At 69.6% G+C, this 13,254-nt stretch carries 13 protein-coding genes, 1 tRNA gene and 1 pseudogene; 3 read left to right on the forward strand and 12 right to left on the reverse strand.

The genetic code is table 11. The features are described 5' to 3' along the window. Window positions 1-94: 94 nt before the first annotated feature. Both VFL64_RS03970 and VFL64_RS03975 read right to left on the reverse strand, forming a co-directional pair. Window positions 95-688 (reverse strand): redoxin domain-containing protein, encoded by a 594-nt coding sequence (locus tag VFL64_RS03970; protein WP_489539088.1) that lies wholly within the window; start codon window positions 686-688, stop codon window positions 95-97. Then, window positions 688-2,832 carry a protein-disulfide reductase DsbD family protein gene (locus VFL64_RS03975; protein ID WP_489539089.1) on the reverse strand — a complete coding sequence of 715 codons (2,145 nt, stop codon included), beginning with the start codon at window positions 2,830-2,832 and terminating at the stop codon, window positions 688-690. The genes VFL64_RS03970 and VFL64_RS03975 overlap by 1 nt, the downstream gene beginning before the upstream one ends. Window positions 2,833-2,920: 88 nt before the next feature. Here VFL64_RS03975 and VFL64_RS03980 point away from each other — a divergent pair, with 88 nt between their 5' ends. Beyond that, the gene (locus VFL64_RS03980) at window positions 2,921-3,130 is read left to right on the forward strand and encodes a dodecin (protein ID WP_489539090.1); all 210 of its coding nucleotides are present in this window, start codon (window positions 2,921-2,923) and stop codon (window positions 3,128-3,130) included. 33 nt (window positions 3,131-3,163) lie between these two features. Here VFL64_RS03980 and VFL64_RS03985 read toward each other — a convergent pair. The 4 genes and pseudogenes from VFL64_RS03985 to VFL64_RS04000 all read right to left on the reverse strand — a co-directional run. Beyond that, a pseudogene (locus VFL64_RS03985) lies at window positions 3,164-3,265 on the reverse strand (methyl-accepting chemotaxis protein); the annotation flags it as partial. Between the two features lie 20 nt (window positions 3,266-3,285). Beyond that, the gene (locus VFL64_RS03990; RefSeq protein WP_489539091.1) at window positions 3,286-4,086 is read right to left on the reverse strand and encodes a LytR/AlgR family response regulator transcription factor; all 801 of its coding nucleotides are present in this window, start codon (window positions 4,084-4,086) and stop codon (window positions 3,286-3,288) included. A gap of 82 nt (window positions 4,087-4,168) precedes the next feature. Further along, window positions 4,169-5,521, reverse strand: coding sequence for a sensor histidine kinase (locus VFL64_RS03995; protein WP_489539092.1), 1,353 nt, complete (start codon window positions 5,519-5,521; stop codon window positions 4,169-4,171). Window positions 5,522-5,616: 95 nt separating this feature from the next. Further along, window positions 5,617-7,350, reverse strand: coding sequence for a cation:proton antiporter domain-containing protein (locus VFL64_RS04000; protein ID WP_489539093.1), 1,734 nt, complete (start codon window positions 7,348-7,350; stop codon window positions 5,617-5,619). A gap of 190 nt (window positions 7,351-7,540) precedes the next feature. On the opposite strand from VFL64_RS04000, the gene VFL64_RS04005 reads away from it, so the two are divergent. After that, window positions 7,541-8,056: a pyridoxamine 5'-phosphate oxidase family protein gene (locus VFL64_RS04005; RefSeq protein WP_489539094.1), complete on the forward strand. Its 516-nt coding sequence runs from the start codon at window positions 7,541-7,543 to the stop codon at window positions 8,054-8,056. 32 nt (window positions 8,057-8,088) lie between these two features. Then, the gene (locus VFL64_RS04010) at window positions 8,089-8,487 is read left to right on the forward strand and encodes a response regulator (protein WP_489539095.1); all 399 of its coding nucleotides are present in this window, start codon (window positions 8,089-8,091) and stop codon (window positions 8,485-8,487) included. Window positions 8,488-8,494: 7 nt separating this feature from the next. Here VFL64_RS04010 and VFL64_RS04015 read toward each other — a convergent pair whose 3' ends face one another. The 6 genes from VFL64_RS04015 to VFL64_RS04040 form a co-directional block, all read right to left on the reverse strand. Further along, the gene (locus VFL64_RS04015) at window positions 8,495-8,671 is read right to left on the reverse strand and encodes a hypothetical protein (protein ID WP_489539096.1); all 177 of its coding nucleotides are present in this window, start codon (window positions 8,669-8,671) and stop codon (window positions 8,495-8,497) included. 170 nt (window positions 8,672-8,841) lie between these two features. Continuing rightward, window positions 8,842-8,917 (reverse strand) — tRNA-Phe (locus VFL64_RS04020). A 60-nt stretch (window positions 8,918-8,977) separates the two neighbouring features. Next, complete coding sequence (locus VFL64_RS04025) at window positions 8,978-9,670, reverse strand: response regulator (RefSeq protein WP_489539097.1); 693 nt, start codon at window positions 9,668-9,670, stop codon at window positions 8,978-8,980. A 6-nt stretch (window positions 9,671-9,676) separates the two neighbouring features. After that, window positions 9,677-11,956 (reverse strand): sensor histidine kinase, encoded by a 2,280-nt coding sequence (locus VFL64_RS04030; RefSeq protein ID WP_489539098.1) that lies wholly within the window; start codon window positions 11,954-11,956, stop codon window positions 9,677-9,679. A 25-nt stretch (window positions 11,957-11,981) separates the two neighbouring features. Beyond that, a complete protein-coding gene (locus tag VFL64_RS04035; RefSeq protein WP_489539099.1) occupies window positions 11,982-12,596 on the reverse strand; it encodes a DUF4390 domain-containing protein in 615 nt (204 codons plus the stop codon). Between the two features lie 7 nt (window positions 12,597-12,603). Next, the coding region (locus VFL64_RS04040; RefSeq protein WP_489539100.1) for a 16S rRNA (cytosine(967)-C(5))-methyltransferase at window positions 12,604-13,254 on the reverse strand (651 nt) is incomplete at its 5' end.

Here is a 13,254-nt window from a genome sequence, read left to right on the forward strand (position 1 = left end):
GCACCGCTGCCGCTGTCGGCGCTGTGGATCCTGCTCAGCTACTGGCTCGCGCAGTGGTGCATCGCGAGCTCTCTGAAAGCGCAGCGCTGACGCTTCAGGCCCCGCTCGGGTACTTGACCGAGCAACCGTAGGCCTGCGTGCTGGGCTGGCTCACCGGCTTGCCGGCGAGCGCTTCGCCCAGGGCCTGGTTCACGTAGTTGGTGGCGGTCTTGATGTCGGCCGGGTTGGCCGTGGGCTTGCTGTCGATGGCGCCGGTGTAGACCACCGTGCCCTGCGGGTCGACGATGAACAGGTGCGGCGTGGTCTTGGCGCGGTAGGCGCGGGCCACCTTGCCGTCGGGGTCGAGCAAGGTGTCGGTGGGCACGGCCTTCTTGGACTTCTGCCAGGCCTGCAGCTCGGCCTTGTCGGCAGCGCCGGTCTGGATCGACAGCCAGGTCACGCCCTTGGCCGTGGCCTGCTTCTGCGTCGCGGGCATGTTGCCGCTGTCGTAGTGCTTCTGCACGAAGGGGCAGTCGGGGTTGGTCCACTCGATCACCACGTACTTGCCCTTGTAGTCGGCCAGGTTGACGGCCCTGCCGCTGGCATCGGTGGCGGTGAACGCGGGGGCCGGCTGGCCGACCACGGCCTGCGCCATGGCCACACCGCACACGGCCGTGGCCAGCGCGGCCGTCAGCAGGTTCTTCATCATCACGGGCTCCTTGCAAGGGTGGAAGAAGACGGCTCGCCAGCGCGGGCCACGGACAGCGACGACAGCGCCTGGTGGATGTCACCCGCGCTCAGCAGCTCTGACAGCACGTGCGGCGCGCCAGTTCCCGGCGCGTAGAGCGCGTAGACCGGCACGCCGCTGCGGCCCAGGCGCGTGAGCTCGGCGGTGATCAGCGGGTCGCGGCGCGTCCAGTCGGCGCGCAACAGCCTCACCTGCCGGCTCTCGAACTCCGCCAGCACGGCGGGGTCGGAGAGCGTGGTCAGCTTGTTCACCTGGCAGGTGACGCACCAGGCGGCGGTGAAGTCGACGAAGACCGGCCTCCCTTCGGCACGCGCCTGCTCGACGGCCGCCGCCGACCACGGCTGCCAGCGCTCGCCGGCTGGCGCCGATGAGGCCGCCACCATCACCGCAGGCTGCAGGCTGGGCCAGGCCCATGCAAGCGAGGCTGCCAGCAGCAGCACCGCCGCCGTGCCGAAGCCCCAGCGCGCCGCGCGGCCCGCGCCCGCCAGGCCCCCAACCCAGGCCGCGAAGGCCAGCGCCAGCAGCACGACCAGCCAGGCCGCAACCCCGTTGATGCCCACCTGCAAGCCCAGCACCCACAGCAGCCACACCACAGTGGCGAACATCGGGAAGGCCATCAGCACCTTGAAGCGCTGCATCCACACACCCGGCCGCGGCAGGCGGTGCGCGAGACCCGGCGACAGGCTGAGCGCGAGATACGGCACCGCCATGCCCAGGCCGAGCGCGGCAAACACCCACAACGCCTGGGCCGCCGGCAAGGTGAGCGCGGTGCCCAGCGCCACGCCCATGAAGGGCGCAGTGCAGGGCGAGGCCACCGCCACCGCGAGCACGCCGGTGAGCGCGTGATCGGCCACCGGGTGGCGCGCGCGCAGCGTGGCCAGGCCGCTGGGCAGCACGCTGCCGAACTCGAACACGCCGGCGAGGTTGAGGCCGATCAGCGTGAACACCGCCGCCAGCAGCGCCACGAAGATCGGCGACTGCAGCTGGAAGCCCCAGCCCAGTTGCTCGCCACCGGCGCGCAGCGCGAGCAGCAGGCCGGCCAGCGCGACGAAGGACAGCACCACACCGACCGTGTAGGCCAGCCCGCCGGCCGCAAGCTCCCGCCGAGCGTGGCCCGGCTGCGCGAAACCCAGCACCTTGAGCGAGAGCACGGGGAAGACACAGGGCATCAGGTTGAGCAGAAGCCCGCCGATCAGCGCGAGGCCCAGCGACAGCCACAGCGAGGCCTCGGCCACCGGCGCCACCGGCACGGCCGCGGTGGCCACCGGGCGCCGCACGCCCTCGGCCGGCCAGCCGCTGACGGCCAGGCGCACGCGCAGGCCGGCTTCGGCGCCAGGCCGGGCCAGCACCGCATGCAGCTCGGCCGGGCGCGTGCTGCGCTCGCTGGAGAGCGGCAGGCTGGCGACCCAGCGCTCGCCCTCCCAGCGCTGCGCCATCGGTGCGGCCGGGTCGACGATGGCGCCGGTCTCGGCGAAGAAGACGAGCTTCTGCGAGCGCGCCGCGGCCGGCAGGCCGTCGACCTCGACCTTCAAGGCCTCGCCTTCCACGCGGGCCACGGCGCGCACCTTGTCGACCTCACGCGGCACCCGCGCACGCGCCGCCTCGAACAGCGCGCCATGCACCGCCAGCGACGAGGCGGCCGGCAAGCGCAGCGAGAACTCGCCCGTCTCGGGGATGCAGACGTCCTTGCACACCAGCCACTCGGCGTGCAGCTTCACGTCGAGGGTCGGCGCCGAGAAGCCGCTCGGCAGCGTCACCGTCACCGGCAGCAGCACCTGGCCTTCATAGCCATGGTTCATCAGCGGCCCGAGGGGCAGCTGCTGCGGCGTGGGCCATTCGATCTCACCGGCGCTCACGCCGGCCGGCAGCTGCCAGCTCAGCCGCGTGGGCAGGCCGGAGTCGCCGGGGTTCTTCCAGTAGGTGTGCCAATGCGGCTCGTGCTGCAGCAGCAGGCCGAGCCGGAGGTCCTTGCCGGGGCCGATGCCTTGCGGCGCATGGGCCACCAGCTCGGCGCGCACGTGCTCGGTCACGACCACCGCCGGCTGCGCGAGCACCAGCAACGGCAACCACATCAGCAGGCTCGAAAGCCGGGGCCACAGACTCATGGGCGGCATCTTAGGGGCGCCCGGATGACCCCACCGCGGGTGGAGCGGCAGCGGGGTGTAGGCTGGAGCACCCCCTGAGGAGCACGCCATGTCAGACCATGTCTACAAGCTCGTCGAACTGGTCGGGTCGTCGACCACCAGCAGCGACGATGCGATCCGCAACGCCATCGCCACGGCCTCCAAGACCCTGCGCCACGTGGACTGGTTCGAGGTGATCAGCACACGCGGCCACGTGCAGGACGGCAAGGTGGCGCACTACCAGGTCACGCTGAAGGTCGGCTTCCGCCTCGAAGCCTGAGGCTTTGCGCCGCGGTGCGGCTCAGAGCTTGAACGCGGCCTGCGCACTGCGCTGGGCCAGGGTGCACAACTCGCCGGCGAAGGCCGCCTCCATGGCTGCATTCAACGCGAGGATGTTGGTCTGGAAGGCGATGCCAGTACCGCCTGGTGGACAGGCTACATGCCCTTGAAGAGGCCGGTGAAGCTGCGGCTGACCTCGAGCTTCTCGTTGTGGCCCTTCACGCTGACGAGCTGGCGGCCGCGCATGTCGCGGCTCACGCCGGCAATGGCACGCGTGTTGACCAGCGTGGAGCGGTGGATCTGCCAGAAGAGTTCGGGGTCCAGCTCGTCGAGCAGCTCCTTGATGGGCTTCCTGATCAGCGCCTCGACGGTGGCCGTCTGCACCCGGGTGTACTTCTCGTCGGAGATGAAGAAGAGCACGTCTTCGACCGGGATCATCTGGATGCTCTGGCCCACCGTGGCCTGGATCCACTTCAGGCGCTGCGTGCCGGGTGCGAGCTGGCCGGCGAGCTTGCGCAGCAGCTGCTGCATGTCGGCCCCGGCCGAAGGCGGCGGCTCCTGGGTGGCGGCGCGCTGGGCGAAGCGCTTCTTGATGCGCTCGACGGTGAGCTGAAGGCGCTCGCGCTCGGCGGGCTTCAACACATAGTCGACCACGCCCTGCTCGAAGGCCTCGACGGCGTACTGGTCGTAGGCGGTGATGAAGACGATCTCGCAGCCCGGCCAGTCGTCGAGTTCGTCGGGCAGCAGCGCGATGGCGCGGGCCGCCTCCACGCCGGTCATGCCGGGCATGCGGATGTCGAGGAAGACGATGTCCGGGCGGTGCTGGCGGGTGAGCTCCACCGCCTCCAACCCGTTCTTGGCCTCGGCCACGATCGACAGCTCGGGCCACACCTCGGTGAGGCGTGCGCGCAGCTGCTCGCGCATCAAACGTTCGTCGTCCGCGATCACGGCTTTCATGTCTGCCCCTCGTCAAAAGAGTACTTTCGCCGATCCCCCGAGGGGATGCGGGCCGGCTTGGGGCGGCCCGGCGCTCGGCCCGCTATGCCTTGCCTTCGTGGTTGTTCGAGCTGTAGGGCACGGTGATGGTGACCGCCGTGCCGCCGCCCGGATTCTCCGCCACGGTGAGGCTGGCCTTGCTGCCGTAGAGCAGCTGCAGCCGCTCGCGGATGTTGGCCAGGCCGATGCCGGTGCCGGCGGTGGCCGCCTTGCCGAAGCCGAGGCCGGTGTCGGCCACGGTGACGGCCAGCTTGCCGTGCACGATCTCGGCGCTCACCGTCAGCGAGCCGCCTTCCGGCTTGGGCTCCAGGCCGTGCTTGATGGCGTTCTCGACCAGGCTTTGCAACATCATCGGCGGGAACTCGGCCGACAAGAGGCCGTCGCTCACGCGGATGTCGGTGGTGAGCCGGTCTTCCATGCGCACCTTCAGGATCTCCAGGTAGGGCCGGATCACCGCCAGCTCGCGGCCCAGGTCGCGGTTGCTCTGCGCATTGGCCTCGCGCATGGTGGGCATGCTGGCGCGCAGGAGCGCGATCAGGTTCTTCTGCATCTTGCTGGCGCGCGGCGGGTCGGTTTCGATCAGGTGGTCGATGCTCGCCAGCGTGTTGAACAGGAAGTGCGGTTCCACCTGCGCCTGCATGGCGGCCATGCGGGCTTCGACCACCTGGCGCTTGAGCGCCTCGCTCTCGGCCATCTCGGTGGCCACCACCGCGCGGGCCTCGGCCTTGAAGCGGCCGGCCGCCATCAGCTTGATGATCCCGGAGATGACGATCAGCAGGAAGGCGAAGCCCGGCAGGTGCTCGCCCGGCGTGAAGGCGCTGATGCGGATCTCGCGCATGCCGCTGGGGGCGGCGTCAGCGGCTTCGGCCGCGGCTTCGCGGGCATCGGCCAGGGCCTCCTCGATGGCCGCCTTGGCCTCGCGGATGGCTTCACGCACCTCGGGGTTGCTGGCGCCTTCGGGCAGGTCGACCTTCACGCCGGGCAGGTCGACGTGCACGCCGGCCCCGGACGCAGAGGGCAGCGGCGCGGGCGCGCTCGCACCGGTCGGGCCGATGCGGATGCCGTCCTTGCCGACGGTGATGGTGTAGCTCTTGCCGCCGATGTCGACCGCGGTCTTCTCGTTGCCCGGCTCGGCCGGGGGCGCTGGTGGCTGGGGCGGTGTGGGCACGCGCTTGGGCTTGTAGATGATCGTGTCCCGGCCCCAGGGGATGTTGAAGGGCGGCAGGCTGGAGAGCACGCCCGAGACGATGAGCGTCAGCACGGCGATCAGGAAGAAGCGGAACCAGCTGATGCTGGCCAGCCAGCGCGAATAGGCGGCGAAGCCGAGCTTGACGCTGCCGAAGAAGGTCGGCGGCGTGGCCGGGGCCTGGGGGGGAAGTGGGGCAGGAGCAACCATGCAGCCACTGTAAGCGGCGCCACCGCGCCGCTGCCAGCGGCAGGCGACGGGCCGGCCAGCGGCCAGGACAGGCTGCAGCCAGCGCCGACGGGCGCTCAGTGCGTGGCGTGTGCGGCCTGGGGGGCCCGTGTGGCCCGCCCCGGCCGCATCCGCGACAGCACGTGCGAGGCCATGCCGGTGGCCAGCTCCTGTTCGCCGATGAAGACCATGCCCATTTGCTCGCGGGTGAGCAGTTCGGCCTCGTCCTCGTTCTGGGTGCGCAGCACCACCTCGATCTGCGGGTTGAGGGTGCGTGCCGTCTCGATCATCTGGCGCGCGGCGAAGGTGTCGGGCGTGGCGATCACCAACATGCCGGCGTTGGCGATGTGCGCCTGGATCAGCACGCCGGGGTCGGCCGCGTCGCCGCTCACCGCGGGGATGTTGCGTGCGCGCAGCTGCTCGACCAGCTCGCGGTGCTGCTCGGCCACCACGTAGGGCACGCCCTGCGCCTCCAGCGCCTGCGCGATGCGCCGCCCCACCCGGCCGTAGCCGACCAGCACGACCTGGCCGCTCAGGAAGGACTCGTGCACCGAGGTCGGCAGCTCGGCCAACGGGTCGTCGCGCTGCTCCAGGCGGCGCGCCAGCGGCGAACGCACGCGCAGCCAGGCCTGCAGCGGCTCGATGGCGGTGAACAGCAGCGAGTTGAGCGCGATGGAGATGAGCGCACCGGCCAGGATCAGGCTCTGCCCGGCGCTGGAGAGCAGGCCCAGCGACACGCCCAGCCCGGCCAGGATGAACGAGAACTCGCCGATCTGCGCCAGGCTCGCGCCCACGGTGAGGGCGCTGTTCATCGGGTAGCGGAAGGCCAGCACCAGGCCCACGGCGGCCAGCGTCTTGCCGACCATGATGATGGCCACCACGCCCAGCACCTTGAGCGGCTCGTCGACCAGCACCATGGGGTCGAACAGCATGCCCACCGAGACGAAGAACAGCACCGAGAAGGCATCGCGCAGCGGCAGCGATTCATCGGCAGCGCGGTGGCTGAACTCCGACTCGCGCATCATCATCCCGGCGAAGAAGGCGCCGAGCGCGAACGACACGTCGAACAGCTTCGCCGACGCATAGGCCACACCCACCGCCGCCGCCACCACGCACAGCGTGAACAGCTCGCGCGAGCCGGTCTTGGCGACCAGCCACAAGAGCTTGGGGAAGACGCGCCGGCCCACCACCAGCATCAGCGCGATAAAGGCCGCCACCTTGGCGAAGGTGAGGCCCAGCGTGGCCCACAGGCCGTACTCCGATGGGGCAGCGTCTGGCTGGCCGCCGAGCAGCCCGGCCAGCGGCGGCAGCAGCACCAGCACCAGCACCATCACCAGGTCTTCGACCACCAGCCAGCCCACCGCGATGCGGCCGTTGACCGACTCCAGCACGCCGCGCGTCTCCAGCGCCCGCAGGAGCACCACCGTGCTGGCCACCGACAGGCACAGGCCGAACACCAGCGCCGCGCCCACGCTCCAGCCCCACCACGTAGCCACCGCCATGCCCAGCGCCGTGGCCACCGCGATCTGCAGCACGGCACCGGGGATGGCGATGCGCCGCACCTTCAGCAGGTCGGCCAGCGAGAAGTGCAGGCCGACCCCCAGCATCAGCAGCATCACGCCGATCTCGGCCAGCTGGCCCGCCAGGTTCAGGTCGGCCACGAAGCCCGGCGTGGCCGGGCCGATGACGATGCCGGCCAGCAGGTAGCCCACCAGCGGCGGCACCCGGATGCGCGCCGCGATCACCCCCAGGATCAGCGCCAGGCCGAAACCGACGGCGATGGTGGAAATGAGGCTGACGTTGTGGTGCATGGGCGCGTGGTGCAGGGGTGGGGGCCGAGTGGGTGCAAAGGGCTTCCGGTTATAGACGAATGCCACCGCTTGCCAACCGGGCAAGACCGGACAGCTCCTACACGCAGAGGCGTTCACCGCTGATCGCCGCCGCACCGCCCTGTGGGTTCAATGAGATCCAACCCTCATTCACCCGGTGAAAGGACACCCCATGAAGCGCGAAGAAACCAACGACACCTCGGCCCGCGAGCAGCTGTGGGATCTGATCAAGGACATCAAGTTCGCCATGTTCACCACCCGCCACGGCAACGGGCACCTGCACGCCCGTCCGATGACCACGCAGAACAAGCGCGTCGACGAGGACGACAGCCTGTGGTTCTTCATGTCGCGCAGCAGCGAGCCGGTGGCCGACATCGAGGCCGAGCCCAACGTCAACATCGTCTATGCCGATCCGGGCGCCGACAGCTACGTCTCCGTCTCCGGCACCGCCCGCCTGGTGGACAACCCAGCCAAGAAGGAGCAGCTGTGGAGCAAGGTCAACGAGGCCTGGTTCCCGGGCGGCACCACCGACCCCGATCTGGCCCTGGTGCAGGTGCAGATCACCCATGCGAACTACTGGGACGTGAAGTCAAGCAAGCTGGTGCAGCTGTTCGCCATGGCCCGTGCCGCCGTCACCGGCCGGCCGCCGACCCAGCTCGGAACACACGGCGAAGTGCGCATGCGGTGATGCCAAGGCCGGATGCCGCAGGAAGCCCGCCCATGCACACCCTCAGGACCTACATCGTCGAAGACAGCGCCGTCATCCGTGAAAGCCTGATCGACCTGCTGCAGGAATCAGCGCCCGTGGAAGTGGTGGGCACGGCGGAAGACGAGTTCACCGCACGGGATTGGATCGACCAGGGCGGCCACGCCTGCGACCTGGTCATCGTCGACATCTACCTCAAGGGAGGCTCCGGCCTGGGCATCCTCAAGGCGGGGGCCGGCATCTTCAATCGGCCGGCCAAGTGGGTGGTGTTCAGCAACCACGCCACCCCCGAGATGCGCACGCGCTGCCTGGAGCTGGGCGCGGACTGCGTGTTCGACAAGTCCAATGAAATCGACGAGTTGCTGCTGTACTGCCACCGGCTGGCCGAGGAAGACGGGTCGCAGCCCTCGTGAAGCCGGTTCAGGAAGCGCGCTTGCCGGTGATGATCACGGCTTCGAGCTGAATGACCGGCGCCTTGGCCATCTGCTGCTCGACCGGCTTGGTGGCCGGGGCACCCAGCAGGGCGGAGGCAATGGCCACGTGGCCAGCGATCAGCACCGAGAAGGTCAGCAGGGGGGCGATGAAACGTTCGGTCATGGTGGGCTCCAGCGGGGTTGTTGTGTTGCGTTGGAGTGAACTCTAGGCAGCCGCCCCGCCCATTCCCACCGGCGTGCGACGAACTGCACGTTCTGCGTGACCAGATGCCAGCAAGGCGGATGGTCGTAGACCAAAAGCAAACGGCTCCCACATGGGGAGCCGCTTTTGTTTGGTGGCCAAGGGCGGAATCGAACCACCGACACGCGGATTTTCAATCCGCTGCTCTACCAACTGAGCTACTTGGCCGCTTCTCTTTCGAGAGTTTCTCTGACGAGAGCCGACGATTATAGCCGGTTCGGCGGAGAGTCAGTTTCCCCCCATCCCACGCTTGTTTCGGCTCAGGTCCACGCCGAGTTGCTTGAGCTTGCGATAGAGGTGGGTGCGCTCCAGGCCAGTCTTCTCGGCCACGCGGGTCATGCTGCCGTTTTCCTTGGCCAGGTGGAACTCGAAGTAGCTCTTCTCGAAGGCGTCGCGCGCCTCGCGCAGCGGGCGGTCGAGCTCGAACAGCTGCTCGGGCTGCGGGCCCAGCACCAGCGGGGCCACGGGCAGCATGCTGCCGCCCGTCATCACGGTTTCGATGGTCAGGCTGGCTTCGGTGCGCACCACGGCAGTGGCGGGCGCAGCCTGGCGGGCGGCCGGCTTGGCCAGGGCCTGCTCGACGGCACGCAGCAGCTTCTGCAGGGTGATGGGCTTTTCCAGGAAGGCCATGGCGCCGACCTTGGTGGCCTCGACCGCGGTGTCGATGGTGCCGTGGCCCGACATCATGATCACAGGCATGGTGAGCAGCCCCGTGGCACCCCATTCCTTGAGCAGGGTGATGCCGTCGACGTCGGGCATCCAGATGTCGAGCAGCACGAGGTCGGGACGCACGCGCTCGCGGCAGGCCCGGGCCTGGGCTGCGTTCTCGGCCAGCTCGACGCTGTGGCCTTCATCGGCCAGGATTTCTGACAGAAGGGCACGGATGCCCAGTTCGTCGTCGACAACAAGAATGGTGGCCATGGATCCTCAGTGCGCACGTGCTTCGGCGTTTGCCACGACAGCTGGGCTGTCTGCCGGCGCGAATTTTGAAAATGATAGCGAAACTTGTGCACCGGTTACCGCCGGGCCGTCGTCGCCGGTGCGTGTGAGGTTGGCCAGGCGGATGCGGGCCCCGTGTTCGTCGGCGATCTTCTTGACCACGGCCAGGCCGAGTCCGGTGCCCTTGCTCTTGGTGGTGACATAGGGCTCGAAGGCGCGCTTGAGCACCTTCTCGGAGAAGCCCGGCCCGTTGTCGATGACCTGCAGGCGCACGGCGCGCAGCTCCCCCTGCTCGGTGCGGGCGATCTCGGTGCGCAGGCGCACGCAGCCTTCGGGGCGGTCGGCCACTGCGTCGAGCGCGTTCTGCACGAGGTTGTGGATGACCTGGCGCAGCTGGGTGGTGTCGCCCATGATGAGCGGCAACTCGGGCGTGAGCTCGGTGCGCAGGCGGCCGGATTCCTGCGCCGTGGCGTACAGCGTGAGCACCTCGTTCACCAGCGCGTTGAGGTCGAGCGCCTGCGGCCGCGCAGCCGGCAAGCGGGCGTAGTCGCGGAACTCGTTGACCAGCTGCTTCATCGCCTGCACCTGGTTGACGATGGTGCCCACCGAGCGGACGAGCATGGCCTGGTCGAGGCCTTCGAGCTTGGCTTCGAGCTTGTGCTGCAGCCGCTCAGCCGAGAGCTGGATGGGCGTGAGCGGGTTCTTGATCTCGTGCGCCAGGCGGCGCGCCACCTCGCTCCAGGCTTCGGCGCGCTGGGCGGAGACGACTTCGGTGATGTCGTCGAACACCATCAGCTGGCCCGCGTGCGGCATCGAGGCGCCGCGCACGAGCAGGGTGATCTTGTCGCCGCCCTGGGGGTCGTTCAGGCGGGTGGTCTGCAGATCGAAGGCGTCTTGCCAGTGGTCGCGCTCGCCGGCTTCGGGGCTGCCGCGGTGCAGCTCGAAGCGCTGCGCCACGGCGGCGGCAAACTCCTGCAAACCGGGCACCTCGTCGAGCCGGCGGCCGCGGTAGGCCGAGACGGGCAGGCGCAGGATGCGCGTGGCGCCGGGGTTGACGGTGTCGATGTGGCCCTCGCGGTCGAACACGATCACGCCGGCGGTAAGGTTGTCGAGGATGGTCTGCAGGTTGGTGCGCGCCGCCTCCAGCTGGGCCAGGCTGCGCTGCACCAGCGCACGCGCCTCGGAGAGCTGCTCGGTCATGTCGGCGAACGAGCGCGTGAGGCCGCTCAGCTCGTCTTTCGACGCGAACACCTGCTTGCGCGTGAGGTCGCCGCGCGCCACCTGACGCACGCCTTCGGCCAGCACGAGCAGCGGCCGCGCCAGCTGGTTGCCGAGCGTGACGGCCAGCAGCAACGCGCCGAACACCGCAAGGATGAGCGTGAGCGTGAGCGTGCCGATGTACATGCGGCGCAGGCCGTCACGTGCCAGCGCGCGCTGCTGGTATTCCTTGTAGGCGGCCTGCACCGCCAGCGCGTGGCTGACCATGGTGCTGGGCAGCAGCTGCGTGACCATCAGAAAGCGGTCCTGCGAGCCGAGCGAGAAGCTGCTGCTGGGCATGTAGGCCAGCGCGCGCACGCGCGCCGCGCTGGAGGCAGCCACGCTGTCTTCGTCCAGCCCTTCGAGCTGGCTGACCACGCGCGTGCTGCGCGCCTGGCGCAGCTGGGTCGTGCTCGGCCGCTCGGGCGCGAGCGTGCCGATGCTGCGCCCCACCGTCAGCAGCACCTGGCCGTTGGGGCCGAGCAGGGTGACCTCCTGCGCCGACAGCTGCTCGCGCACGCGCTCCAGCGCGAGCGGCGGCACCTGCTCGGTGTCACTCAAGCGCTCGGCGGCCAGGCGGGTCTTGGTGGCCAGGTCGTTGACCTGCGCATCGAGCGTGCCGCGGCCGAGGCTCAGGCCGGCGTCGAGCGCGCCTTCGACCTTCACGTCGAACCAGGTCTCGATGCTGCGCGAGACGAACTGGTAGGACACGGTGTAGATCAGCGCCCCCGGCACCACGCCCACCATCGCGAACACCGCCGCCAGCCGCAGCAGCAATCGGCTGCCGAACTTGCCGCGCCGCACACGCACCAGCAGACGGATGCCGGCCAGCAGGATCACCAGCATCAGCAGGCTGGCCACGACCACGTTGACCCAGAACAGCCACACGTAGTGGCGCTCGTAGAGGCCGCGGCTGTTGGTGGCCAGCGAGAGCAGGAACACGAGCACCAGGCCGGCACCGGTGACGGCGACCAGGGAGACGATCCATGCCCAGCGGGTGGCTTTGGTCATGGCTGAACCTCGCTCACCCCTGGCTTCAATTCAGGCGGCGAACCCGCTCGACACGCAGCGTCCAGTCGGCCGACTGCGCACCGATGCCGATCTGCATGGGGCGCGGCATCTGCGTGGTGTCGAGCTGGTAGCTGAACTCGACGTAGTGGCTGCCGTCGTCGAGCATGGACGCGTCGGCGAGCTTCCAGTCGGCGGTGCGGCTCACGGCCACCAGCGCGTCGGCCAGAGTGTCGTAGTTCTGGCTCAGGCCGCCGTAGGTGACCCGGTACTTGCGCGTGAGCGGCTGGTAGGCCAGGCGCCAGGTGCGGGTGACGCTGTTGATCTCCTTGTCGCGCCAGTACCAGCGGTTGCGGAAGACCTCGGCCTGCGCCACGAAGAACAGCGGCACGCCCTTTTGCACGGCGTCTTCCACCACCCGAGAGAGTTCGAAGCGGGCCGAGAAGCTGAGCACCAGGCCCTCGTCGGTGCGGGTCAGGTCGAAGCTGTCGAGGGCGACGGGCTCGGCCTGCACACGGGCACCGGCCACCAGCAGCAGCACGCACAGTCCCCAGGTCGCCCAGGCCCGCGCCCAGCCCGCGAGAAGCCGGGTCGGCAGGGCAACGCAGAGGGCGGAAGCGCCTGTCTGGGAGGTGCGGGGCACGGGGGTGTCAGGTGGTGGCCTTGGCCAGCAAAGCGTAGAAAAAGTGGTCGGGCGACGCACCGGAAGCGGGCGCGGCGCCGTTCGGTGGATTGTCCGCCAGGGGCAGCAGGTGGCCCGGAGAAGCCGGTTGCGGCGCGATGCCAGCGCCGGGTTGACGTTGCAAAAAAGCGTCGATCACGGCCCGCCCTTCGGCCTGGAAGACCGAACAGGTGCAGTACAGCAGGCGGCCACCCGGCTTGAGCAGCGGCCACAGGGCGTCGAGCAGCTGAGCTTGAGTCGCGGCCAGGGTGGCGATGTCGGTGGCACGGCGCAGCCAGCGAACGTCGGGGTGGCGGCGCACGATGCCCGAGGCGCTGCAGGGCGCGTCGAGCAGGATGGCGTCGAAGGGCTGGCCGTCCCACCAGGCGGCGGGCTCGCGCGCGTCGGCCGCCCGCATGTGGGCGTGCAGCCCGAGGCGGGCCAGGGTCTCCTGCACGCGCTGCAGGCGGCTGGCGTCGCTGTCGAGCGCCAGCACGTCGAGGTCGGCCAGCTCCAGCAGGTGGGCCGTCTTGCCGCCCGGGGCGGCGCAGGCGTCGAGCACCCGGGCGCCGGCGGGCAGGCCAGGGCCAATCAGCAAGGGCGCGGCAAGCTGGGCGGCGGCGTCTTGCACCGAGACGTC

Source organism: Rhizobacter sp. (genome assembly GCF_035702065.1).
GTDB lineage: Bacteria > Pseudomonadota > Gammaproteobacteria > Burkholderiales > Burkholderiaceae_C > Rhizobacter.

Excerpts from the sequence above, each read along its gene's own strand:
- VFL64_RS03970 (WP_489539088.1), bottom strand. The coding sequence starts at position 688 with ATGATGAAGAACCTGCTGACGGCCGCGCTGGCCACGGCCGTGTGCGGT.
- VFL64_RS03975 (WP_489539089.1), bottom strand. The coding sequence starts at position 2,832 with ATGAGTCTGTGGCCCCGGCTTTCGAGCCTGCTGATGTGGTTGCCGTTG.
- VFL64_RS03980 (WP_489539090.1), top strand. The coding sequence starts at position 2,921 with ATGTCAGACCATGTCTACAAGCTCGTCGAACTGGTCGGGTCGTCGACC.
- VFL64_RS03990 (WP_489539091.1), bottom strand. The coding sequence starts at position 4,086 with ATGAAAGCCGTGATCGCGGACGACGAACGTTTGATGCGCGAGCAGCTG.
- VFL64_RS03995 (WP_489539092.1), bottom strand. The coding sequence starts at position 5,521 with ATGGTTGCTCCTGCCCCACTTCCCCCCCAGGCCCCGGCCACGCCGCCG.
- VFL64_RS04000 (WP_489539093.1), bottom strand. The coding sequence starts at position 7,350 with ATGCACCACAACGTCAGCCTCATTTCCACCATCGCCGTCGGTTTCGGC.
- VFL64_RS04005 (WP_489539094.1), top strand. The coding sequence starts at position 7,541 with ATGAAGCGCGAAGAAACCAACGACACCTCGGCCCGCGAGCAGCTGTGG.
- VFL64_RS04010 (WP_489539095.1), top strand. The coding sequence starts at position 8,089 with ATGCACACCCTCAGGACCTACATCGTCGAAGACAGCGCCGTCATCCGT.
- VFL64_RS04015 (WP_489539096.1), bottom strand. The coding sequence starts at position 8,671 with ATGACCGAACGTTTCATCGCCCCCCTGCTGACCTTCTCGGTGCTGATC.
- VFL64_RS04025 (WP_489539097.1), bottom strand. The coding sequence starts at position 9,670 with ATGGCCACCATTCTTGTTGTCGACGACGAACTGGGCATCCGTGCCCTT.
- VFL64_RS04030 (WP_489539098.1), bottom strand. The coding sequence starts at position 11,956 with ATGACCAAAGCCACCCGCTGGGCATGGATCGTCTCCCTGGTCGCCGTC.